We start from the raw sequence: 22,589 nt of genomic DNA, 5'->3' as shown, positions 1-22,589 counted from the left end.
ACCTAATATTTAAGATGATAATTTAGGCAAAATGCTCGCAGCTTAGTCATTTGGAGAAGGATGGAGCGTTCAAAACCCATCGTAAGGCGAATAATATTTTACTCAGGACGATGAAAATCCAACTTCCAAGAGAAAATATAATGTCGATTTAATCAAAGGTAGCGCTGCGCTAATACTTTGCCTTACGTGAGTTCGAAAAGCTCCCGTGTTCTTTTTTTAAAAAATGCCGATTTTTGAGGCGAAGAGGCGTTGCTGACCTGTCTACGGATCGGAAAATGAGCCGCTTTTGATCTCAAACAGTCTCTATCAACCGTTCGGCCATCTGCAAATCGACCGATACCAGCTGTGAGACGCCCTGCTCAGCCATGGTCACGCCGAAAAGGCGGTCCATGCGGGCCATAGTGATGGGGTTGTGGGTGATGATGACGAAGCGCGTTTCGGTGGAGGCCACCATTTCATCCATCAGGTTGCAGTAACGCTCGACATTGTGGTCGTCGAGCGGTGCGTCCACCTCATCCAGCACGCAGATGGGCGCCGGGTTGGTGAGGAAGACGGCGAAGATCAGCGCCATGGCGGTCAACGCCTGCTCGCCGCCTGACAGCAGCGTCATGGTCTGCGGCTTCTTGCCGGGCGGACGGGCGAGGATTTCAAGGCCTGCTTCCAGCGGATCGTCGGATTCGATCAATTGCAGTTCCGCAGTGCCGCCGCCGAACAGGTGGGTAAACAGCCGCTGGAACTGCGTGTTGACGATATCGAAAGCGGCAACCAGACGCTCGCGACCCTCGCGGTTGAGATTGTGGATGCCCGCACGCAGCTTGCGCACCGCATCGATGATGTCATCACGTTCCTTGATCAACGCCGCCAGCTTTTCGGAAAGCTCGGCCTGCTCCTCATCGGCGCGCAGGTTGACGGCACCCAGTCGTTCGCGCTCGATCTTCAGACGGTCGAGATCGCGCTCGACATCGCGTATTTCGGGCATCGGCGCATCGATGGCAAGGCCCGTCAGACGGAATGCCATATGAGGCTCGACATTCAGCGCTTCGCGGATACGATGCTCGCCTTCCTGACGTTTCTCTCGGGCGGAGACGAGGCGCTCTTCGGCACGGCCACGTTTTTCGCGGGCTTCCGCCAGTTCGGAAAGCGCGATGGTCGCGGTGCGGTCTGCCTCGCGTTGCAGGTTTTCGGCTTCGACCAGCTGGTCGGCAGCCTGTCGCCGTGCTTCCTCGGTCTTTTGCAATTGCGTCAGGAGATCGCGGCGCTTCTCATCGAATTCTTCCGGCGCAATATCGAGTTCGGCAAGTTCTTCGCGGGCTTCGTCTTCACGTTCGCGCAGGGTGGCGATGTGACCGCTGGCGCTGACGGCCCGAGCCTGCCATGTGGCACGTTCCTGCGCGATCGCATTGATGCGGCGCTGGCGGGCCTCGGCCTCGCGGTTCAGGCCTTCATGCTTTGCGCGAGCTTCGGCCACAAGGCTGCGGTCGGTTGCGACTTCCAACTGGCTTTCGCGCAGGCGCAGATCGAGATCAGACAGATCGGCAGCGTCTTCCAGCTCGATACGGGCATTTTCTTCCTGTACGGCGATATCCTCGATCTGGCCGCTAATCTGGTTGATCGCTTCGGAGACAATATCGCGGCGGCGCAGCAGATCACCGGAGGCGCGTTCGGCCATGGACAGTGCATCGCGGGCTTCGACCAGTTGGCGCGACGCGAGGCGGCTGCGTTCGCGCGCATCGGCAAGCTGACCTTCGACCAGACGGACCTCGTCGGCACTGGCGGCAAGCTGCTCTTCCGCCTCCTCCAAGGCGTAGCGCGCCTCTTCGACTTCACTTTCCAACTCGGCCAGACGATTTTTCTGGGCCAGCCGAAGTGCGGCGTTTCCGGGCGCGTCGGCACTGGTGATATGGCCATCCCAGCGGAACAGCGCGCCATCCTTGGTGACGAGACGCTGGCCGGGTTTCAGTGCGGGCATCAGGCGCTTGGCGTCTTCGGCGCTGGAGACAATGCCGGTCTGGCGAAGCGCGCGTTTAAGCGCATCCGGGCCTGCGACATGGGCAAGCAAGGAGGGAACACCTTCCGGTAGCGCCGGGTCGGCGGCACCTTCGCCATTGGCGGTCCAGTAGGCCGGAGCGGCGGGGTCGAGAGGGCTTTCAAGATCATCGCCCAAGGCAGCACCCAGCGCCGCTTCAAAGCCGCGATCCACCTTCAGCTCTTCCGCCACCGGCGTAAACGAGCCGGCGACGACACCGGCAGCCAGCATTTTGGAGATGGTGCGCGCTTCGGTTTCCAGCGCGTTGAGGCGGCTGCGGGCGGCTTCCACCGGGCCACGCGCCATGGCTTCTGCAGAACGGGCCTCTGCTACCGCAGTTTCAGCCTCTTCCACCACGATCAAAGCATCTTCGACTGATATCTCGGCGGCTTCCACGCTTTCGCGTTTTTCCGAAGGGTCAGGCAGGCCGGAGAGCTTTTCGTCTATATTGTCGATTTCCGCCGACGCTTCCGAGGACTGGCGCTCCAACCGCGCTTTCCGGTCGGCCAGATCGCGGATAGTGCGTTCCAGCTGCGTGCGGTTGGCGGAGGCTTCGGCACGCTCTGCGGTCAGGGCGGTGAAAACGCGTTCGCTCTCGGCCAGCTTGGCAGCGGCTTCCTCGAAAGCCTCGCGGGTTTCTTCGGAGGTGCGACCCGAGTCAGCCAGAATTTCTAGGATTTCGGCTTCTTCCGAATCCAGACGCGCAAGGATTTCGGCATTGTCGGACACCATTCGCTTTTCGCGCTCGATATCCTCACCCAGTTGCGCCAAACGACGGGCAAGCTCATCGCGGCGGCGCAGGATGCGGTTGGTTTCTTCATCCAGCTGCGTGCGGGCAATTTGCAGACGTTGCAGGGCGGCGGCAACCTTCGCCTCGTTTTCACGCAGTTCCGGCAGCTTGAAGCTGGCAAGCCCCTGCGCCTTGGCCGCTTCCATCTGCCGTTGCGCCTTTTCGGCCACTGCATTGGTGGCCTGATTGAGCGCACTCTCCGCCTCGCCTTCGGCGTGCTTGGCCTCAACCCAGCGAATGTGCAGCAAGGTCGCTTCACGGGCGCGGATATCCGCCGACAGCATCTTGAAGCGGCTGGCCTGTCGCGCCTGCCGTTTCAGGCTTTCTATCTGGCTTTCCAGCTGCGCGGTGACGTCTTCCAGCCGTTCCAGATTGGCCTCTGCGGCGCGCAGACGAAGTTCCGCCTCGTGGCGACGCGAATGCAGGCCGGAAATGCCCGCTGCTTCTTCCAGCAGCTGGCGGCGCGCCTGTGGTTTGGCGTTGATGAGTTCACCGATACGCCCCTGCCCCACCATGGACGGCGAGCGTGCGCCGGTAGAGGCATCGGCGAACAGAAGCTGCACATCCTTGGCGCGGGCTTCCTTGCCATTGATGCGGTAAACCGAACCGTTCTCGCGCTCAATGCGGCGCGTGACCTGAATTTCATCGGCATCATTGAAGGCGGCGGGCGCTGTGCGGTCGGAATTGTCGAGGTAAAGGCCGACTTCGGCGGTATTGCGAGCCGGGCGATTGCCGGAGCCGGAGAAAATGACGTCATCCATGCCGGATGCGCGCATGTTCTTATAGGAATTCTCGCCCATCACCCAGCGAAGCGCTTCGACAAGGTTGGACTTGCCGCAGCCATTGGGGCCGACGACGCCGGTCAGGCCCGGCTCAATGATGAATTCGGATGGCTCCACGAAGGATTTGAAGCCGAGCAGGCGCAGCTTGTTGAACTTCATGCTGCGGCCTCAACAACGAAAAAAACGGGCGCACGGAAACATCCGTCGCCCGTTTTTAACCGGTAACGTCTTTTAGAGAAGGCTGTCGACAAGAGCCGACATGGATTCAACAGACATGTCTCCAGCGTAGCGCTTTCCGTTGATGATGAAGGTTGGGGTCGAGTTGACGCCAAACTCCGTCGCACCGCGTTGCATCGTTGCGTTCACATCATCCAGAAGCTTCTGGTTCGTCAAGCAGGCCTCGAATGTCTCCTGTGAAAAACCGGCCAGTTTCGACATTTGCAGCAGTGCTGCGCGTGCATCCTGCGCAGTTGCCCATGTCTGCTGCTGTTTGAACAGCATGGAGACGAACGGGTAATACTGCTGTTCAGGTGCGCAACGGGCCAGCATGAAGGCAGCGGCAGCGCGCGGATCGAACGGGAATTCGCGGATGATGAAGTAGACCTTGCCGGTGTCGATATACTTCTTCTTGATTTCTTCGAAGGTCGTGTTGTGGAAATGCGCGCAGTGCGGGCATGTCATCGACATATATTCGACGATCTTAACTGGTGCGTTCGCATCACCCAGCGCACGGTCCGGCAGCGGACCCGGCTTCAGCACTTCGGCCATGTCCACATTGCCGGAGGATTCAGGCAGATCCTGTGCAAGGGCCGCAGTTGGTGTCAGGGCAAAAGGAAGTGCCGCGGCAACTGCAGCAAGAGCAACACCGCCAAGAAGGCTGCGGCGGGTGATATTAAATTCGGGAAAATGCATGAAAGCACCTGTTTGTGAAAGACTCAATTGTCTGCGATTCCGATATAGCGGCAACCTGTTCATAACAAGCGGCCATTTCTTTTCTTCTTGTCAAAGAATTGTGACCAGTCAAGGACAGTGCTGATTTTCAGCCTGCTTCAAATCGTCCGGCCTGCTTTTCGCTTCTGCATAACGGCGGTTCCCAAACGCTCCACCGCCTTGCGCAAAGCCTCGCTCTCTATGCCTTCCATCATGCCTTCCAGCCGTCTGGCGGCATCGCCGCGCAAGGGCTGCGGCTTGGGGCGACGGTTCAGCGTTTGCGATACGGGCTTCTGGACGATCCTGATCTGGCGCACGGCGGGAAAGCCGAAAAAACCGTTGATGCGGGAAATAAGCTCACCCTGCGCATGGGTCAGAAATAGCGCACGCGCACCTTCGCAAGCGATGGTCAGAACGCCCGGCTGATAGCCTCCGCGATCCGGCCCCTCGTCACGGCGCGGCCAGGTGATTTTTTCCGGGCGCGTGCAATCGGCAAAATCACTTCCTGCAATTTCATCCCACGAGCCAAGCAAAGACGTACTGATTCCCGCTCTTTTTGCCAGAACCGGATCGATGATGCCGTTTGCGATTTCGGCAATCTGTATAACGCCTTTGCGGGGCTTTTTCATTCTCACCTCTGCAACTCTTTTTACCCGGAAGCGATGGGCTTGATCAGCGCAAGCGGATGAACCAAGTATAGGCGCAATACGAGGGCCACAGCAAACCATGCTTCATAAAATCGAAAACCTGCCTTATGCGGACATGCTGCTGGCATGGTACGACCGGCACCACCGCGACCTACCCTGGCGCACCTCGCCTCCGATGACGGCCAAGGGTTTGCGGGCCAATCCCTACCATGTCTGGCTATCGGAAGTGATGCTGCAGCAGACCACCGTGCAGGCGGTGAAGCCCTACTTCGCCAAGTTTCTGGCGCTGTGGCCGAAGGTCGAGGATCTGGCCGCCGCTCCCAGCGAGGACGTGATGGCGGCTTGGGCCGGGCTCGGCTATTATGCCCGCGCGCGTAACTTGAAGAAATGCGCCGAAGCCGTTGCCAATGAACATGGCGGGGTGTTTCCCGATACCGAAGAGGGTTTGAAGAAGCTTCCCGGCATTGGCGATTATACGGCCGCAGCCGTTGCGGCCATTGCCTTCAACCGGCAATCAGCGGTGTTGGATGGCAATGTGGAGCGGGTGATTTCGCGCCTGTTTTGCATCGATGCCCCCCTACCCGGCTCCAAGGGCGTGATGCGGGCGAAGGTGGCGGAAATTACGCCTGCCGACCGTCCGGGGGATTTTGCGCAGGCGATGATGGACCTTGGCGCGACTATCTGCACGCCGAAGCGTCCGGCCTGCGCGCTCTGTCCTTACAACAGCCACTGTCTGGCTTTGGCGCAGGATGAACCGGAACGTTTTCCGGTGAAGGCAGCCAAGAAGGACAAGCCGGTGCGCGTGGGTGCCGCCTTCGTGGCGGTGAACGACAAAGGCGAAATTCTGCTGCGCCGCCGGATCGAAATCGGCCTGCTGGGCGGCATGACGGAGGTGCCGACAACCGCATGGACAGCGCGGATCGATGGCGGCACCGGCACAGACCATGCACCCTTCGATGCGGATTGGGAGGCAGCGGGCACAATCGTCCATGTCTTCACCCATTTCGAGCTTCGGCTTTCCATTTTCCGCGCAAAGGTTTCCGGCAGCGTGAAACCGGGCGCCAATGACGAATGGTGGGAGCCAGTCACAAATCTTGATGCGCAGGCCCTGCCGACGGTGATGAAAAAAGCCATCTCTCAGGCTATTCCTCTCGCATTCGATAAAAGCAGGAAAAATTGATGACCAAGATCAATCACATCGTTTTCGACATCGGCAAGGTTCTGATACATTACGACCCGAACATTCCTTACAGCCGCCTCATTCCCGATGAGAAAGAGCGGGCATGGTTCTTCGAAAACGTCTGCACACATGAATGGAATCTGGAGCAGGACCGAGGCCGCACATGGGCCGACGCAGAAGCGCTGCTTTTGCAGGACCACCCGGACCATGAAGAGACGATCCGCGCCTTTCGCCTGCACTGGCATGAAATGGTCTCGCATTCCTATGACGATTCGGTCGCGATCCTCAACGGCCTTATCGATAGCGGTTACGATGTGACCATGCTGACCAATTTCGCCTCAGATACATTTCGCGAAGCGCAGAAGATGTACCCCTTCCTTACACTGTCACGCGGCGTGACCGTGTCGGGCGATGTCGGACTGATCAAGCCTGATGTGACGATTTATGAATTGCATGCGGAAACCTTTGGCCTCGACCCGGCGAGCAGCATTTTCATCGACGACTCGCTGCCCAATGTCGAAGGTGCAAAAGCTGCCGGATGGCAGGCCGTGCATTTTACCGGTGCTGAGAAGCTGAAGGCAGATCTGGCCGAATTCGGCATCAAGGCCTGATCCGGGGACAAAACCATGTCAGACGAAAAGATTTATCTGCAAGGCCATATCGACGTTCCGCCAGATCGCAGCAAGCCGTGGCCGACGCATTGCCATTGCACATAGAACTCACCCTTGCCGAACCGGGCTGCATGGCCTTCGAAGTCTTACCCAGCCCTGTTATCGAAGGGCGATATATCGTCTCGGAGATATTTTCGGATCAGGCGGCTTTCGACGCCCATCAACAGCGCATCAAAAGCTCAGCATGGTTTGCGGTGACGCAGGGAATTCCACGCGATTACAGCATTCGCAAAGGCGAATAGACATTACAGAGCGTGGGAAAGAGAATGTCTGGTGCAGGCGAAAATGGCGGTCTTCAACCTGCACCAGTCCGGCCGCAAGCGGCCAGATTTGTTAATGTCATATTGGGAAAAATGCCGCTTTCTTATTCTGGCATCTGAATGACACGAAGCCCGGCGGGACCTCGGTATCGATGCGTTATGCGGCTTGATTGTCTCTCCCTTGGACAAAATAGCTACACACCCTTACTTGCTCCAAACTTGCCATGCAATTGATATATTTTGGAAAATGCGGTTATAATGAATAACGAATATACCAATGCCCGGCGATCAGGGAGCGCCGGGCATTGGTCACTCTTCATCCGGGACTGAAGGTACTAAAACCGGATGAAGTATGTCAGGCCGCAAAGGGCCTTTCTGGTAAGGCGAAGCGGTGGATCGCTTTCTATTCGGCCTTTGCCATTTCGTTGCGGATCACGGTCCGCAGATCATCGATAGGCTTCAGCGTATCGCCTTCGCTGACATGCCAGAAGGTCCAGCCGTTGCAGGCATCCAGCCCCTGCACCTTCGCACCGAGACGATGGATGGAACCGGCATCACCGCCGGACGCAATCGTACCATCGGCACGAATGATGGCGCTGTAGCGACGCTTGGCATCCGTCAGAACCTGACCGGGACGCACCAGGCCGCTTTCGAGAAGCACGTTGAAAGCAACACGCGGCTCTGCCTTCTTGCCGGTCATGACGGTCAGTTCTGCCTTGCCGAGCGGCTCGACGGCTGCGATGCGGGCAGATGCCGCATCGATATAATCCTGCTCACGCTCGATGCCGACGAAATGACGGCCCAGACGCTTTGCCACCGCACCCGTGGTGCCAGAGCCGAAGAAGGGGTCCAGCACGACATCGCCGGGCTTGGTCGAGGCCATGATGACGCGGGCCAGCAGAGCTTCCGGCTTCTGGGTCGGGTGGACCTTCTTGCCGTCATCGCCCTTCAGGCGTTCGCCGCCGCTGCAAATCGGAAACAGCCAGTCGGAGCGCATCTGCACATCGTCATTGGATGCCTTCATCGCTTCGTAATTGAAGGTGTAGCTCTTGGCCTTGGCATCGCGGCTGGCCCAGATCATGGTTTCATGCGCGTTCTGGAACCGGCGACCCTTGAAGTTTGGCATCGGGTTGGTCTTGCGCCAGACGATGTCGTTCAGAATCCAGAAATTCATGTCCTGAAGAATGGAGCCGACGCGGTAGATATTGTGGTATGAGCCGATGACCCAGATGGTGCCATTGGGCTTCAGTACACGACGGCAGGCCAGCAGCCAGGCGCGGGTGAAGGCATCGTAAGCCTCGAAGGATGCGAACTGGTCCCAATCATTATCGACAGCATCGACCAGAGACTGGTCCGGGCGGTGAAGCGTGCCACCAAGCTGAAGATTATATGGCGGATCGGCAAAAATCGCATCGACGGACTGGCTGGGGAGTGCCTCAAGCGCAGCAACGCAATCACCCTTGATGATGCTGTCTTTCCAGGCGTCGCTTTCACCTGCAAGGTCAAAACCGGCACGCCGAAAATCGGCCAGCGGAAACACTGATGCCATAGGTACTCGCTCCATACGCTTACTCGACTGAACTGACGCTTATGGTTACCGAAGTTGGTTATCAAAGACTGAACGCGGGATACAAAATCACGCTAAGTGCGTAAAAAAATACGCGAACTGCGCAAAAGGCGGCAATTATCAGGGTTAAGCAATCTGCCGTTTAAGGCATTCAGCCACCCAGCGAGTCCGGGCAAGCCCACGACCTTTCCGCTGCCTATTTGCCACCCTGACGATATTCAATGGTGCGCAATGGAACCAGACGCCACTTTTAACGTTGTGATTTCGGAATTTTGCGCGCCATCTGTATGGTGGGGCCAAAGGGTTTGGGTTGCAGGGGTAAGTTCAGAATGCGCGTTTCTCTCATTATCGTTTCCATGCTGTTTGCCAGCACTGCCTTTGCGCAGGATGCCAAGCCACCGGTTCCCAAACCACAGATCAATGTCAAAACCGATGCCGTGCTGGTCACAGGCGGGCCTTCGCTTGGTAACAGCGACCGGGTGCGCTGGGATTTCTACAAGGCGGACAGCACGGGCGGACGTAGCGACGAAAATGTCGGCGGCGCGTACGATGCGACCTTCGAAGAGAAAATTCCGGTCGGCAAATATGTGGCCGTGGCGGCGCTGGGCAATATCACCCGGGAAATTCCCGTGGAGGTGAAGGACGGCGCAGTGGCGGAGATCACCGCCGACTTCAACGCAGCCCAACTGACCATCGTGCCCAAGCGTAGCGTGGACAGTAAGGAAGCCGAACCGCAGGCGCGCGTGGATGTCAAACAGGGCGCGACTTTCAGCGACAGCATCTATGGGGCCAAGCAAATCTTCGTACCCGCTGGCGCTTTGACGCTGGAAGGCCGCATCGGGCCTGCGCAGGCGCAGGAGACGATCAATGTCACGGCGGGTGAAACCGTCAGCCATGACCTGATCATTCCGAGCGGCGTGGTCATCGCCAACGCCGTCTACAAGGATGGCGGTCGCGCGGTGGAGACGGACAATATCCGCTTCGAGACCGTTTCTCCCGATGAAACTCTGGACGGCACACGCGAGACACTGACTGGTACCTATGGCGTGGGCAAGTTGATGCAGATGCCAGCGGGCAATTTCATCATGCGGGCGCGTCTGGGCAAGGTCGTTGTCGAAACGCCGTTCAGCGTGACGGCTGGCCAGCGCACGAATGTGACCGTCAATCTGGATGCTGGCGTGCTGGCCGTGACGGCGAAGGACGCGCAGCGCATCGATATTCTGGAAACCACCAAGGATTTGCAGGGCACCCAGAAGGAAATTTCAGGTCGCTATGGCACCACGCATCAGGAAACGCTGCATCCCGGAAATTACTCCGTGAAGGTGACCTATGATGACAAAACCAGCCGTGAGCCCAAAGAAGTGACGGCGACGGTAACGGCTGGCGAGCGCACCGAACTCAACGTCACCGATTGACCGTACTAGTGACCTGCGGCGCGATTTTCACGCCGCAGAAATCGCTCGTTGAAACGCGGTCGCAGAGGCTCATCCATTCACAGCCGGAACATGCAGACCGCGGATGGCCCTGTTGAAAGCCTGAGCGAAGCTTTTCGATGAAAGCTTTGTCTGGTGCAATACCGCTTCCGGTTTCCGTTGCCTGCCCCAGCCATTCAGTGACCAATGCCAGTGCTTTGGCGTCCCGCTTGTTGATGCTGTCTTTAAAGCAATGAGCCGCCTCGTCTGCCAGCAGCGGCGCGCAGATATCATCCGGGCCGGATACGATTTCGATCTCTTCACCGCGGTTCAGCCGCTCGGCCACACGGTCGTAATTGACCGTGAAGCCGGGCGTATAGCCTTTGCCGACATAGGTCAGCATGCAGAGCAGATGATGCGCTCTGAGACGAACCGTCACCGGGCGGCCTCTGTACGCGATGCCAGAAGCTTGAGCACGGTGGCGGCAAGCGCGGATTTCAGCACCGCGCCGAGAATGAAGGGTGCTACTCCCGCGAGGAAGGCCTTTTCAGCACCCAGAAGGCCAGCAAGCCAGGCCCAGCCAAGAGCAAGACCCACGGCATTTGCAACGAGATGCAACAGGAGACCGGCAACGGGGCGGTGACCGCTGATGCCCTTTTCCGTCATGAAGCCCACGAGAGCGGCCATGATGGGGAAGGAAACGAGGTAACCGGCAGTCGGGCCGACGAAGGGCGCAAGGCCGGATGAGGCACCGGCGAGAACCGGCAGGCCGAGCATGGCTTCGCCCAGCCAGGCCAGCACTGTGAGGCTGCCAAGCCGCCAGCCATAGAGCGCGCCGATCATCGTCACCGCGAATGTCTGCATGGTAATCGGCACCGGGATCATCGGCACGGCGATTTTGGACGCCAGCGCCAGCACCAGCGTGCCGGCAACGACGAACAGCGCCTGCTGGACGTAAGACCTGGATGAAAGATCGAGGAAACCGGTGGGAAAGGTTCGAATGTGAGCCGTCATGATGTCTTCCTTTTCAAATTATAGATAATTCACAAAGACGGCATGATTGATATCGTAAAACTCTCGAGAATCCACATGCAGTAAGAAAAAATCGCACGCGCCTGCGTGCCTCATGTGAATAGATTCCACATAAGTACATTGATTTCAGTACGATAGAGCGAAATAAAATTATCTATAATTTATCCGACAATTGCAAAAGCATCGCGTGTCGAGCCCGTCGGCGTGCGGATTGCGGTGCGGCCAATCCATTGGACGTGGCCATCAAGGATGCGCACCGCCTCTTCCGCGCGGTTGCCGCGCAGGGCATCTATGATGGCGCGGTGGTCCGTATCGGTGCGCCGTTCCCACCCTGCCCGCCATGCGGAAAACAGAAACCGGGCGCTGGCGGCATGCAGCCCGTCAATGGTCTCCATCAGGCGCGGCATGTTGCAGGGCGCAGTAATCAGCCGGTGGAAGCGGCGGTTGGCCTCTTCCCATTGTTGCACATCCATGGCCCTGTCACCCGCAAGCGTTGCCGCCTCCGCCTCATCCAGAATGGCGGCAGTCAGGTTGGGAATGGCGTGGCGCAGCGCCAGCACTTCCAGTGCAGCGCGCATCTCTGCCACTTCCTGCACATCGGCCAGACCGAAATCCGCCACCCGCACGCCACGGCGCGGAATGCTGACCGCAAGCCCCTGCGCTTCCAACCGACGAAAAGCCTCTCGCACCGGCACATGTGAGGCCCCGAACTCCTCGGCAACATGATCCTGCCGCAGCCGCGCACCCGGCGAAAGCTCGCCGCGCACGATGCGATCCGCCAGCGTTCGGCTGATCTTTGCGGCGATGGTGTCTTCGGGTTTGGTTTTCGCAGTTTTGGCCATTGGTCTGACATAAAGGGCTGCATGAACATTGTCGAGCAAGACGCAGGTGCGTGGGTGGCGGGCATCTGCAAGGCTCGTTTGCAACGGCATCGGTTGAGCTTATGGCCCACATGGGCTAAAAGCGCCCAACTCTTCCGATACCAAGTTCCTCCATACCAAATTGCCAAGGAGAGCCCATGAGCGGCTTTGACCTCATCATTTTCGACTGCGACGGCGTTCTCGTCGATTCCGAAATCATCGCCGCCCAGGTGGAATCGCGCCTGTTGACGGATGCCGGCTACCCGATCTCGACCGAAGAGATGGGCGAACGCTTCTCCGGCATGACGTGGAAGAACATTCTTCTGGAAGTCGAGCGTGAGGCCAGCATTCCTCTTTCCGCGTCGCTGCTCGAGAAATCCGAAAAGCTTCTGGATGCCCGGCTGGAACGTGACGTAAAGGTCATCGAAGGCGTCAAAACGGCGTTGTCACGACTGACGCTGCCACGCTGCATCTGCTCCAACTCTTCCAGCGCACGTCTGGAGATGATGCTGACCAAGGTCGGCCTCAAGCCCTATTTCGATGGCCACATCTATTCCGCCAAGGATCTGGGTGCAGATCGCGTCAAGCCGAAGCCGGATATCTTCCTGCACGGCGCACAGCAGTTCAACATCTCGCCTGACCGCGTCGTCGTCATCGAGGACTCCGTCCACGGTATTACCGGTGCACGGGCAGCCGGTATGCGCGTCATCGGCTTCACCGGCGCATCCCACACCTACCCCAGCCACGCCGACCGCCTGACGGATGCCGGTGCTGAAACAGTGATCGCCCGCATGCAGGATTTGCCAGCAACGATTGAGGCATTGTCGGAATGGGCTGGCGTGGCGTGAATTGCTATGCAGATGTTTTCCTGATTGAGTAACGGCATTGATATTTTAATAAATGTAGTTACATTAATTCATGAAGACCATCTGGGACGAGCCGAAGCGGCTTGCCAATATCGACAAGCATCGTCTGGACTTTGCAGATATCGGCGAGTTCGATTGGGAAAGCACGATTGTTGCGGAAAGCCCGGCAGAGACGCCTAGCGGCGGGCGTTTCAAGGCCACAGGCTATTTCCGCAAGGGAACGGCTGCGGTCATCTTCGCAACGCTGGGGTCTGAGGCAATATCCATTGCGAGCTTCAGACAGGCCAGCGAGAAGGAAAGAAGGATGCTGCCATGGCCAAGACATCTAAAGTGAAGTCCTTTGACGCTGGACGCGGCCACAGCGAAGCTGACTGGAATGCCGTGGATTTTCCGGAAATGACGGAGGCTGAGCTGGACAGCGCCCGGCCAGCCAAAGATGTTCTGCCTGCTGCGTTTTTCAAAGCGATGGACGAGGTTCGTGCGACACGCGGACGTCCGGAACTGGAAAATACGAAAAAACAGATCACGTTGCGGCTGGACGAAGACGTGGTCGCCCGCTTCCGTGAAGGTGGGAAAGGCTGGCAAGGCCGCATGAACGCCGCCCTGCGCAAAGCCGCAGGGCTGTGAGTGAACTTTCGCGGCCAGCCTAATGTAAGAAACTGCAGTTTAATGGCCGACCAGATTAATTTCCAACTTGGCACCTGTCGCTTCCGCGTAACGCCTTAAAGTGTCGATTGAAGGCGACACACCGCCGCCCTCAAGTCGCGCGATTGCAGACTGCGTTGTTCCTATACGACGTGCGACCTCAGACTGAGATAGCTTTGCGCGGGTACGCGCACCAACAAGCGCCTCGATAAGCTGAAACTCGGCGTCAGCCTTCTCATATTCAGCCCGGAATTCCGGATTGCTCATCAGTTTCTTTTTAAGATCGGCAATTTTCGTCATGGCTTTATCTCGCTCATTCGCTGTCTGGCAATTGCCAACGCACCTGCGGGAGTTTTTTGCGACTTCTTTACGAACACATGGAGGACAATGACTCGACGGCCCGTCATGGTTACGTAGATGCCGCGCGCGATACCTTCACTTGCTTTGGCTCGCAGCTCCCACAGCTTGCCCTCGAGATGCTTGACGTGGGGCTCGCGTAAGTGCTCGAGACCGATATTTTCAACAGCCTCCATCAAACGAACAAGTCGTGCCTGAAGCCCGACGGGCAGCGCTTCGATCTCAGAATCTGCCGCTTCGTGCGTTTCGACAGACCATCTCATTCGCGCAATATAGCCGATATGCGATAATTACACAAGAACGGTACCTCACGTCATTGGTGGCCACATCGCTTGAAGCGGGGGATGCTCCGAGGTCAGCTTACCCGCGCCGACCCTTCTTCGTACCCGCCTTTGCACCGGCTTCATCAAACGAAATAAACACATTCGTCTGGCGCGATGCGCCGCCGGGGGCGTTGGGGATGGCGACGTTGGGGTTGTTGAAGATGAATTGCGTGCCTGCGGAACCTGCTGGAACATCGACCGGGAAATTGGTGACCTGCGAGTAGATTTCGCCGTCGCCGTCCTTCACCGTGACGCGGATGGGCAGGTTGACGCGGCCGGGCTTGGAGGCCGGGCCGGGAACGAGGCGGCCTTGGGCGAGAACGTTGACCGTCAGTGTCGCGTCGCTCATGCTGCAGGAACGTGTCGTGTCGGAAAGGGAGGCCTGATAGACCAGTTTGGAGGCATCGTCTTTCGCGCCACCAGCATAAACGCGGTGAACGGCGTTGGAATCGAGAATGGTAATGGGTGGGCAATTGGCCTGCACGACGGGGGCAACGGCCTGCGCGGCTGGTGCATTGACGGCCAGCGAGTCCGATGGATTGGAAGAGTTGCAGCCAGCAAGGACGGCCAGAAGCGATATGGCGGCAGACAAACGCAGAATATTACTTGTCACTCTGTTCAACCCTCTAAAAACTATCCCTATACAGGACCGGAGACCTGTTTATTGGCCTTTCATGCCTGTCGGCGATGGTCTATAGCAGCGGCGCTGGAAAAAATCGATTGGTTGTGTTCGGATTTGCCTGAATTTTGCAAAATGCTTCCGAAACCGCCCAAACCAGAGGCATCCGGCGGATAAGATGCTGACGACATTTGCCTGAAAGACGACAAGGGACCATCTCGTGGAATATGTATCGACCAGGGGCAGCGCCCCATCGCTGGGTTTTTCCGACGCGCTTCTGGCGGGTCTGGCGCGTGACGGCGGACTGTATGTTCCGCGCAAATGGCCGACCATGTCCAAAAAGGAAATTCGTGCGCTGCGCGGCAAGTCCTATCAGGAAGTCGCCTTCGAGGTTCTCTATCGTTTCACCGGCGGCGAAATTCCGGCAGCCACGTTCCGCTCGATGATCGACGATGCCTATGCCACCTTCCGTCATCCGGCGGTCGTTCCCTTGGTACAGACAGGCCCGAACTCCTATATTCTGGAGCTTTTCCACGGCACGACGCTGGCGTTCAAAGACGTGGCGATGCAGCTCATTGCCCGGCTGATGGACTATGTGCTGACGCAGCGCGATGAGCGCGCAACCATCGTTGGCGCAACATCGGGCGACACGGGTGGCGCCGCTATCGACGCCTTCGCAGGCCGTGACCGCACCGATATCTTTATTCTCTTCCCGCACGGCAAGGTCTCGCCGGTGCAGCAGCGCCAGATGACGAGTTCGACGGCGTCCAACGTGCATGCCATCGCCGTCAACGGTAATTTCGATGATTGCCAGACCCTCGTCAAAGAGATGTTCAACGATGGCAAGTTCCGCGACAGCGTCAAGCTGTCGGGTGTGAACTCCATCAACTGGGCGCGCATCATGGCGCAGGTTGTCTATTATTTCACCGCAGCGCTTTCGCTGGGTGGCCCGGATCGCAAGGTCTCCTTCACCGTTCCCACCGGCAATTTCGGCGACGTTTTCGCGGGCTACGTCGCCAAGCAGATGGGCTTGCCCATCGACAAGCTGGTGATTGCCACCAACGACAACGACATTCTGGCGCGCACGCTGAAGACGGGTCGCTACGAGATGCGCGGCGTTCACGCCACGACCTCGCCCTCGATGGATATTCAGATCTCGTCCAACTTCGAGCGCCTGCTGTTCGAAGCCTATGATCGCGATTCTTCCGCCGTCAAACGCTCCATGGATGGGCTGAAGCAATCCGGTGCTTTCGACATTTCCGAAAAGGCCATGAAGTTCATCAAGCGTGACTTTCGCGCTGGTCGCGCCACGGAAAAACAGGTCGCCGCCACCATTCGCGATACGCTGGCGGAGACGGGCTATCTTCTGGACCCGCACACGGCGACTGCCGTTTTCGTGGCGAAAAAGCATGAAAAATCAAACGCGCCGATGGTCACTTTGTCCACTGCGCATCCAGCGAAATTTCCTGCCGCTGTAAAATCCGCTTGCGCAATCGATCCCGCGCTTCCACTATGGCTTGCTGATCTTATGAACCGGGAGGAGCGTTTCGATATTCTGGATGCTGAGCTGACCGCCGTGGAAACATTCATCGGCAACCATGCTCGCGCCAAGAGTTAAGTAGCGCGGAAAGACGTGATATGAGTGTAAATGTAACCCGGCTTTCATCCGGGTTGACCGTCGTTACGGAAAGAATGCCACACCTTGAAAGCGTTGCTCTTGGGGTGTGGATCAAATCCGGCTCCCGCAACGAGACCGATGACGAGCATGGCATCGCCCATCTTCTCGAGCATATGGCTTTCAAGGGCACCGCCCGGCGCACGGCGCGGCAGATTGCCGAGGAGATCGAGAATGTCGGCGGCGAGGTCAATGCTGCGACATCCACCGAAACCACCTCTTATTATGCCCGCGTTCTGAAAGACCATGTTCCGCTCGCCGTCGATATCCTTGCAGATATCCTGACGGAATCGGCCTTCGAAGAGGCAGAGCTTGAGCGTGAAAAGAACGTCATCCTTCAGGAAATCGGTGCAGCGACCGACACGCCTGACGATGTGATCTTCGACAATTTCTCCGGTGTCGCCTATCGCGACCAGACCATTGGCCGCCCCATCCTCGGCACGCCGGACACGGTGCAATCCTTCACCACCGGCCAGATCCGCCATTATCTGGCGCGCAATTACACCACAGATCGTATTTTCGTCGTGGCCGCCGGTGCGGTGGATCACGACAGCTTCGTCAAGCAGGTGGAGCAGCGCTTTGCCGGTCTGCCGCAATTGCCTGTTGCGACGCCGGTTATGGAAAAAGCCATCTATACCGGTGGCGAAATCCGCGAATCGCGCGACCTTATGGATGCGCAGGTCCTTCTCGGTTTCGAAGGCAAGGCTTACCACGCCCGCGATTTCTACTGTTCGCAAATTCTGGCCAATATTCTGGGCGGCGGCATGTCTTCGCGGCTGTTCCAGGAAGTGCGCGAATATCGCGGCCTGTGTTATTCGGTCTATGCCTTCCATTGGGGCTTTTCCGATACCGGCATTTTCGGCATTCATGCTGCCACCGGCAGCAGCGACCTGCCAGAACTGGTGCCTGTCATCATCGATGAGCTTCGCAAGTCGTCGCAGACCATCCATCAGGAAGAAATCGACCGTGCCCGCGCGCAAATCCGCGCTCAGCTATTGATGGGTCAGGAAAGCCCCGCGGCGCGTGCCGGACAGATGGCCCGCCAGATGATGCTTTATGGTCGCCCGATCCCGAACGACGAAATGATGACGCGTCTGGGCGACATCACGACAGAACGTCTGACCGATCTTGCGGGACGGCTGTTTTTCGATAAAGTTCCGACATTGTCCGCCATCGGCCCGCTGGAAAACCTCTCGCCGCTTTCGGACATTACGGCGGAGCTTTCTGCGTCGCCATCCATCAAGATACAAGCAAACGGCTGAAGGCCAAGGGCATGTCCTGAAGCGTGGTGTTGGGCGACAAAATGCTACGTTTTCTTTCCCGTAACAGTGATACGCCGGAACTTCGCAGTGCAGATTACCTGCTGAGATTGCCGCGCTATTCCGACTACAGGCAGTGGTATCAGCTGCGGTCGGAAAGCAGGCAGTTCCTTCAGCCATGGGAACCAACATGGCGCAGCGACGAGCTGACGGAAAGCTCCTTTCGCGTGCGGGTCACCCGCAACGGTCAGGAATTTTCCTCCGGCCTTGCTATTTCCATGCTGCTGTTCAGGCAGGATGCCACGCTTCTGGGCGGCATCACCGTTGGCTATATCAGGCGGGGTGCGGCGCAAAGCTGCATGATTGGATATTGGATGGGCCAGCCTTACGCCGCCCAAGGCCATATGTCTGCCGCATTAAAGCTGGTAATACCCTACATCTTCAACGGACTTCAGTTGCACCGTATTGAGGCAGCCTGTATTCCAGAGAACTTCAAAAGCATACGGCTGCTTGAAAACGCCGGATTTCAGCGGGAAGGTCTCTTGCGGGAATATCTGAAAATAAACGGCGAGTGGCGGGACCATGTCATGTTCTCCCTCATCTCCGACAAGCCAAATCCCGGCGGGACGCAGTAGGATAGATGACATATATTAGCCTTGCGTTGCGCCGTTTTGGACGTCTTGTGGCCGCAGCGCGCTTCACGACCCTGTTGTTGCTCTGCGTATTTTTCGCCGCTGAAGCCCATGCTTTCGAGCCGGTCAAGATTTCCCGCGACGACACCGCGCTTGATCTGACCGCAACCACCGACATTTACGCCAATCAGGGTGAAGCCTTTCAGGTTTCCACCGCCCCCGGCCCGGATGGCATTCGCCGCCGTATCGAAGTGCGCGCCTCCTCCCCCTCGCATCAGGGTGACTGGGCCGTGTTTGCGCTCGCCAACGTGTCGGAAGAGCAGCTGGAGCGCGTCATCGTCGCACCACACTTTCGTCTGGTGAATTCCAAACTGTTCTGGCCGGATCTCGGCTCGCAACGCATCATCGCGATCACGCCCAGCGAAGGCTTTGCGCTGGACCGGCAACCCAGCCCCGATGCGGATGTGTTCCGCATCACGCTGAACCCCGGCGCCGTCATTACCTTCGTGGCAGAGCTTTCCACACCGCAGCTGCCGCAAATCTATCTGTGGGAACCGGAAGCCTACAAAGACACGATCAATGCGTTCACACTGTATCGCGGCATCGTTCTTGGCATTGCAGGCCTACTCGCCGTCCTCCTCACCATTCTCTTCGTGGTCAAGGGCACGTCCGTTCTGCCCGCATCCGCGGCTCTTTCCTGGGCTGTTCTGGCCTATATCTGTGTGGATTTCGGCTTTCTGGAGAAGCTGATTACCGTTACCTCCAGCGACGAGCGAATATGGCGCGCGGGTGCGGAGGTCGCCCTCGCGTCCAGTTTCGTGGTCTTCCTGTTCACCTATCTGAACCTGAACCGATGGCACGCACATCTGGGTTACGCGACATTTGCCTGGATCATAGGGCTTGGTGCGCTGTTCGGTGTCGCCATCTACGATCCTTCCATCGCATCCGGTATCGCCCGCCTCTCCTTCGCGCTGACGGCGACTGCCGGTATCGTGCTGATCATCTATCTCGGCTTCAACCGCTACGACCGCGCGATCCTGCTTGTGCCATCCTGGGCACTCATTCTGGTCTGGCTGTTTGGAAGCTGGCTGACGGTAACCGGTCAACTGGACAATGATATCGTCCAACCAGCCCTTGGCGGCGGTCTCGTTCTGATCGTGCTTCTGATCGGCTTTACCGTCATTCAGCATGCCTTTGCTGGCAGTGCCTATCAACAGGGGCTGTTCTCCGATCTGGAACGGCAGTCTCTGGCGCTGACCGGCAGCGGCGATACGGTATGGGACTGGGACGTAACGCGCGACCGTATCGTCACGACACCGGATGTTTCAGCCAAACTCGGGCTTCAGCCCGGCACCATGCACGGCGCCGCCCGCAACTGGTTGCCGCGCCTGCACCCGGATGACCGCGACCGCTTCAAGGCCACGCTGGATGTACTGCTGGACCACCGCAAGGGCCGCCTCAACCACGAATTCCGCATTCGCGCCGAAGACGGGCATTTCCACTGGCTGCAAATCCGTGCACGGCCGGTGCTGGGCTCCAACGGCGAAATCATCCGTTGCGTCGGCACGATCACCGACATCACCGAACAGAAGAATTCCGTCGAACGGCTGTTGCAGGATGCGCTGAGCGACAATCTGACCGGTCTTCCCAACCGTCAGGTCTTCCTCGACCGTCTGCAATCCGTGCTGAACCTTGCACCGGATGGCGAAACCGTGCGCCCGACGGTGATGGCAATCGACATCGACCGCTACAAGCTGGTCAACGACACGCTGGGCATTGCCGCTGGCGACAATATTCTGATTGCGCTGACCCGCCGTCTGCGTCGTCTGCTGAAGCCGCAGGATACGCTGGCGCGCCTTTCCGGCGATGAATTCGGCCTGATCCTCGTATCGGAACGTGATCCCCAGCGCGTGGCGGATTTTGCCGATGCGGTGAACAAGGCCATCATGGTGCCGATCAATTTCGCCAATCGCGAAATCATTCTGACCGCCTCCATAGGCCTCGTCTCATGGATCGACCAGCAGGAAAATGCCGCGGGTTTGTTGAGCGACGCCGAGCTTGCCATGTACCGGGCAAAGCGCGCGGGCGGCAACCGGGTGGAGCCTTTCCGCCCTGCCTTCCGCACGTCAGGCACAGACCGTCTGCAAATGGAAAGCGATCTTCGCCGCGCCATCGAGCGCAAGGAACTTTCGCTGGCCTATCAGCCGATCATTAAGCTCGATAATGGCGATCTTGCCGGTTTCGAGGCATTGATGCGCTGGGAACACCCCAAGCGCGGCAATATTCCGCCGAGCGAGTTCATTCCTGTGGCCGAAGCATCGGGGCTGATCGAGCCGCTGGGCATGTTTGCGCTGGAGCGAGCCGCGACCGATCTGATGGACTGGCAACACGCCATCGACAAGCTGCCGATCTTCATTTCGGTGAATATTTCCAGCGCCCAGCTTTTGAACAACGAGCTTTATAACGATGTGCGCAGCATGTTGCAGCGGACCCGTTGCAACCCGGCACAGCTGAAGCTCGAACTGACGGAATCCATTGTCATGGAAAACCCGGAACAGGCGCGACTGGTGCTGGCGAAGCTGAAAGAAACCGGCCTTAGCCTCGCGCTGGATGATTTCGGTACCGGCTATTCGTCGCTTGCCTATCTCACGCGCTTCCCATTCGACACGATCAAGCTGGACAAGGCGCTGGTGGCCAATACCAGCGACAAGCGCAACGTGCTGCTGCGCTCCATCATCGCCATGGCGCGTGCTTTGGAAATGCAGGTGGTAGCCGAAGGGATCGAGACGCCGGAAGATGCGACAGAGCTTGCCCGCATGAATTGTCACTACGGGCAAAGCTTCCTGTTCGGCACGCCGGATACGCCGGATGCGGCGCTGCGGCTGCTGCGTGAGCGTTTTCAGGTGGTCAAGAGAGCCTGATTTTGCTCTGCCTGCTGCTGCGGAGCTGGCTTCCAGCTCTGCTGCTGGTCTTCCGGCACGCGGCCGTGCAGCAGCTTGTGCAGGAATTCCAGCTTGTCCACTACGGCTGGCGTCAGCACGAAAGGATATAGGTCGGCCTCCCCCATGCTGCGCTGCATGGAATTCAGCGCGACACTGAGCGGAACCCAGGCGCTGACCAGCTGCTTGGCGCTTCTCGCGCTATAGGGCTCGAAGGCCACATCCGTTTCCAGCTCCTCGTGTCCCTCCGGCTCAATGGCGATGCCGAAAGCATGCGCTGTTTCCAGCGTATCGACGATGTGGAGGTAATGCGCGAAGCACTCCGCAAAGTCTTCCCAAGGGTGAACCGAGGCGTATGAGCTGATATAGGTCTGCTGCCAGCCGGGCTGCGGTCCCTGCTCGTAATTGCGCTTCAACGCCTCGCCATAATCCTCGCGCTCGTCACCGAAGACGGCGCGGCAGGCCTCCAGCCGATTGGCATCGCGAACCAGCTTGTTCCAGATGAAATGGCCGACTTCGTGACGGAAATGACCGAGCATGGTGCGGTATGGCTCGTTCATGTTGCTTTTGATCTGCTCACGCGTCGCATCGTCAGATTCGGCTGCGCGGATGGCGATCAGGCCCTCGTCATGGCCGGTCATGGCCGGAATGATCGAACCGTCAGGCGCGACTTCATCGACCAGGAAGTCAAAAACGAGACCGCCCTGTGGGTCCACATCGCGGTTGGGATGCGGCAGGTTCAGCCGCAGCATGGAATAGAACAGATGACGCTGTGCCTGGCTCAACCGCCGCCATTGCTCAATACCCTCTTCCGTCGAAGCATCTGGAACGAGGCGGTTATGGCTACAGGCCGGGCAGAATTTGTGATCGCTCTGCGCAGGCACCGACCAGTTGCAGATGTCGTTGACCTCGTTGGCGCAATAGCGGATTTGCCGGTCTGGATTGGAGACCAGCGACCAGTTCGGATCACCCGCAGGCTCCACGGCTTCCATGGAAAGCGTTTCCGGCACGAAGACCAGACGATGGCCGCATTTGACGCAAGAACGATTGTCGAAATGGACGGGCTGCCCACAGGCAGCGCAAGAGAAAAGCTGCATTTACCGCTCCAGAAGCGAGC

At 58.2% G+C, this 22,589-nt stretch carries 22 protein-coding genes; 11 read left to right on the top strand and 11 right to left on the bottom strand.

Annotated features, from left to right (window positions below):
- Positions 1–292 precede the first annotated feature (292 nt).
- The 3 genes from AC27VJ_RS03475 to AC27VJ_RS03465 all read right to left on the bottom strand — a co-directional run bounded on the left by AC27VJ_RS03475 (position 293) and on the right by AC27VJ_RS03465 (position 5,157).
- Positions 293–3,757 carry a chromosome segregation SMC family protein gene (locus AC27VJ_RS03475; RefSeq protein WP_488682805.1) on the bottom strand — a complete coding sequence of 1,155 codons (3,465 nt, stop codon included), beginning with the start codon at positions 3,755–3,757 and terminating at the stop codon, positions 293–295.
- 72 nt (positions 3,758–3,829) lie between these two features.
- Positions 3,830–4,510 carry a DsbA family protein gene (locus AC27VJ_RS03470; RefSeq protein WP_113088616.1) on the bottom strand — a complete coding sequence of 227 codons (681 nt, stop codon included), beginning with the start codon at positions 4,508–4,510 and terminating at the stop codon, positions 3,830–3,832.
- Between the two features lie 137 nt (positions 4,511–4,647).
- Positions 4,648–5,157, bottom strand: a complete 510-nt coding sequence (locus AC27VJ_RS03465; protein ID WP_062450493.1) for a DUF721 domain-containing protein — start codon at positions 5,155–5,157, stop codon at positions 4,648–4,650.
- A 97-nt stretch (positions 5,158–5,254) separates the two neighbouring features.
- On the opposite strand from AC27VJ_RS03465, the gene mutY reads away from it, so the two are divergent.
- The 3 genes from mutY to AC27VJ_RS03450 all read left to right on the top strand — a co-directional run bounded on the left by mutY (position 5,255) and on the right by AC27VJ_RS03450 (position 7,268).
- Positions 5,255–6,355 (top strand): A/G-specific adenine glycosylase, encoded by a 1,101-nt coding sequence (mutY, locus tag AC27VJ_RS03460; RefSeq protein WP_488682804.1) that lies wholly within the window; start codon positions 5,255–5,257, stop codon positions 6,353–6,355.
- Positions 6,355–6,966: an HAD family hydrolase gene (locus AC27VJ_RS03455; RefSeq protein WP_488682802.1), complete on the top strand. Its 612-nt coding sequence runs from the start codon at positions 6,355–6,357 to the stop codon at positions 6,964–6,966. Before mutY ends, AC27VJ_RS03455 begins: the two co-directional genes overlap by 1 nt.
- A gap of 77 nt (positions 6,967–7,043) precedes the next feature.
- Entirely contained in the window at positions 7,044–7,268 is a 225-nt protein-coding gene (locus AC27VJ_RS03450; RefSeq protein WP_488682801.1) for a putative quinol monooxygenase, read from the top strand.
- A gap of 421 nt (positions 7,269–7,689) precedes the next feature.
- On the opposite strand, the gene AC27VJ_RS03445 is transcribed toward AC27VJ_RS03450, so the two are convergent.
- Entirely contained in the window at positions 7,690–8,835 is a 1,146-nt protein-coding gene (locus AC27VJ_RS03445) for a site-specific DNA-methyltransferase (RefSeq protein WP_353576108.1), read from the bottom strand.
- Positions 8,836–9,182: 347 nt separating this feature from the next.
- Between AC27VJ_RS03445 and AC27VJ_RS03440 the strand changes: the two genes are divergently transcribed.
- Positions 9,183–10,268 (top strand): hypothetical protein, encoded by a 1,086-nt coding sequence (locus AC27VJ_RS03440; protein ID WP_488682800.1) that lies wholly within the window; start codon positions 9,183–9,185, stop codon positions 10,266–10,268.
- On the opposite strand, the gene AC27VJ_RS03435 is transcribed toward AC27VJ_RS03440, so the two are convergent.
- From AC27VJ_RS03435 to AC27VJ_RS03425, 3 genes are all read right to left on the bottom strand, one after another.
- Positions 10,258–10,704, bottom strand: coding sequence for a DUF1284 domain-containing protein (locus tag AC27VJ_RS03435; protein WP_488682799.1), 447 nt, complete (start codon positions 10,702–10,704; stop codon positions 10,258–10,260). The genes AC27VJ_RS03440 and AC27VJ_RS03435 overlap by 11 nt on opposite strands.
- Entirely contained in the window at positions 10,701–11,279 is a 579-nt protein-coding gene (locus AC27VJ_RS03430; protein ID WP_488682798.1) for a biotin transporter BioY, read from the bottom strand. Before AC27VJ_RS03430 ends, AC27VJ_RS03435 begins: the two co-directional genes overlap by 4 nt.
- Positions 11,280–11,458: 179 nt before the next feature.
- Positions 11,459–12,139 (bottom strand): GntR family transcriptional regulator, encoded by a 681-nt coding sequence (locus AC27VJ_RS03425; RefSeq protein WP_488683178.1) that lies wholly within the window; start codon positions 12,137–12,139, stop codon positions 11,459–11,461.
- 176 nt (positions 12,140–12,315) lie between these two features.
- On the opposite strand from AC27VJ_RS03425, the gene AC27VJ_RS03420 reads away from it, so the two are divergent.
- The 3 genes from AC27VJ_RS03420 to AC27VJ_RS03410 all read left to right on the top strand — a co-directional run bounded on the left by AC27VJ_RS03420 (position 12,316) and on the right by AC27VJ_RS03410 (position 13,650).
- Positions 12,316–13,005: an HAD-IA family hydrolase gene (locus AC27VJ_RS03420; protein ID WP_113088624.1), complete on the top strand. Its 690-nt coding sequence runs from the start codon at positions 12,316–12,318 to the stop codon at positions 13,003–13,005.
- Between the two features lie 70 nt (positions 13,006–13,075).
- The gene (locus AC27VJ_RS03415; protein WP_488682797.1) at positions 13,076–13,357 is read left to right on the top strand and encodes a BrnT family toxin; all 282 of its coding nucleotides are present in this window, start codon (positions 13,076–13,078) and stop codon (positions 13,355–13,357) included.
- Positions 13,336–13,650 carry a BrnA antitoxin family protein gene (locus AC27VJ_RS03410; RefSeq protein WP_488682796.1) on the top strand — a complete coding sequence of 105 codons (315 nt, stop codon included), beginning with the start codon at positions 13,336–13,338 and terminating at the stop codon, positions 13,648–13,650. Before AC27VJ_RS03415 ends, AC27VJ_RS03410 begins: the two co-directional genes overlap by 22 nt.
- A gap of 39 nt (positions 13,651–13,689) precedes the next feature.
- On the opposite strand, the gene AC27VJ_RS03405 is transcribed toward AC27VJ_RS03410, so the two are convergent.
- The 3 genes from AC27VJ_RS03405 to AC27VJ_RS03395 all read right to left on the bottom strand — a co-directional run bounded on the left by AC27VJ_RS03405 (position 13,690) and on the right by AC27VJ_RS03395 (position 14,940).
- Positions 13,690–13,968, bottom strand: coding sequence for a helix-turn-helix domain-containing protein (locus AC27VJ_RS03405; protein WP_113088625.1), 279 nt, complete (start codon positions 13,966–13,968; stop codon positions 13,690–13,692).
- Entirely contained in the window at positions 13,965–14,288 is a 324-nt protein-coding gene (locus AC27VJ_RS03400; protein ID WP_353576102.1) for a type II toxin-antitoxin system RelE/ParE family toxin, read from the bottom strand. The genes AC27VJ_RS03405 and AC27VJ_RS03400 overlap by 4 nt, the downstream gene beginning before the upstream one ends.
- A gap of 97 nt (positions 14,289–14,385) precedes the next feature.
- Complete coding sequence (locus AC27VJ_RS03395) at positions 14,386–14,940, bottom strand: PilZ domain-containing protein (protein ID WP_162727835.1); 555 nt, start codon at positions 14,938–14,940, stop codon at positions 14,386–14,388.
- 247 nt (positions 14,941–15,187) lie between these two features.
- Between AC27VJ_RS03395 and thrC the strand changes: the two genes are divergently transcribed.
- From thrC to AC27VJ_RS03375, 4 genes are read left to right on the top strand one after another with little or no spacing between them, the layout of a single operon-like run.
- Positions 15,188–16,585, top strand: coding sequence for a threonine synthase (gene thrC, locus AC27VJ_RS03390; RefSeq protein WP_488682795.1), 1,398 nt, complete (start codon positions 15,188–15,190; stop codon positions 16,583–16,585).
- Positions 16,586–16,605: 20 nt separating this feature from the next.
- Positions 16,606–17,904 carry a M16 family metallopeptidase gene (locus AC27VJ_RS03385; RefSeq protein WP_488682794.1) on the top strand — a complete coding sequence of 433 codons (1,299 nt, stop codon included), beginning with the start codon at positions 16,606–16,608 and terminating at the stop codon, positions 17,902–17,904.
- Between the two features lie 41 nt (positions 17,905–17,945).
- The gene (locus tag AC27VJ_RS03380; protein ID WP_113088756.1) at positions 17,946–18,536 is read left to right on the top strand and encodes a GNAT family N-acetyltransferase; all 591 of its coding nucleotides are present in this window, start codon (positions 17,946–17,948) and stop codon (positions 18,534–18,536) included.
- 5 nt (positions 18,537–18,541) lie between these two features.
- Positions 18,542–21,454, top strand: a complete 2,913-nt coding sequence (locus AC27VJ_RS03375) for an EAL domain-containing protein (protein WP_488682793.1) — start codon at positions 18,542–18,544, stop codon at positions 21,452–21,454.
- Here AC27VJ_RS03375 and AC27VJ_RS03370 read toward each other — a convergent pair.
- Positions 21,433–22,569 carry a zinc-binding metallopeptidase family protein gene (locus tag AC27VJ_RS03370; protein WP_488682792.1) on the bottom strand — a complete coding sequence of 379 codons (1,137 nt, stop codon included), beginning with the start codon at positions 22,567–22,569 and terminating at the stop codon, positions 21,433–21,435. The genes AC27VJ_RS03375 and AC27VJ_RS03370 overlap by 22 nt on opposite strands.
- Between the last annotated feature and the right edge of the window lie 20 nt (positions 22,570–22,589).

The organism is Agrobacterium sp. 20P9.1.2 (assembly GCF_057799395.1).
The sequence above is the reverse complement of the archived record's forward strand: the minus strand, read 5'-3'. Positions and strand labels throughout refer to the sequence as shown.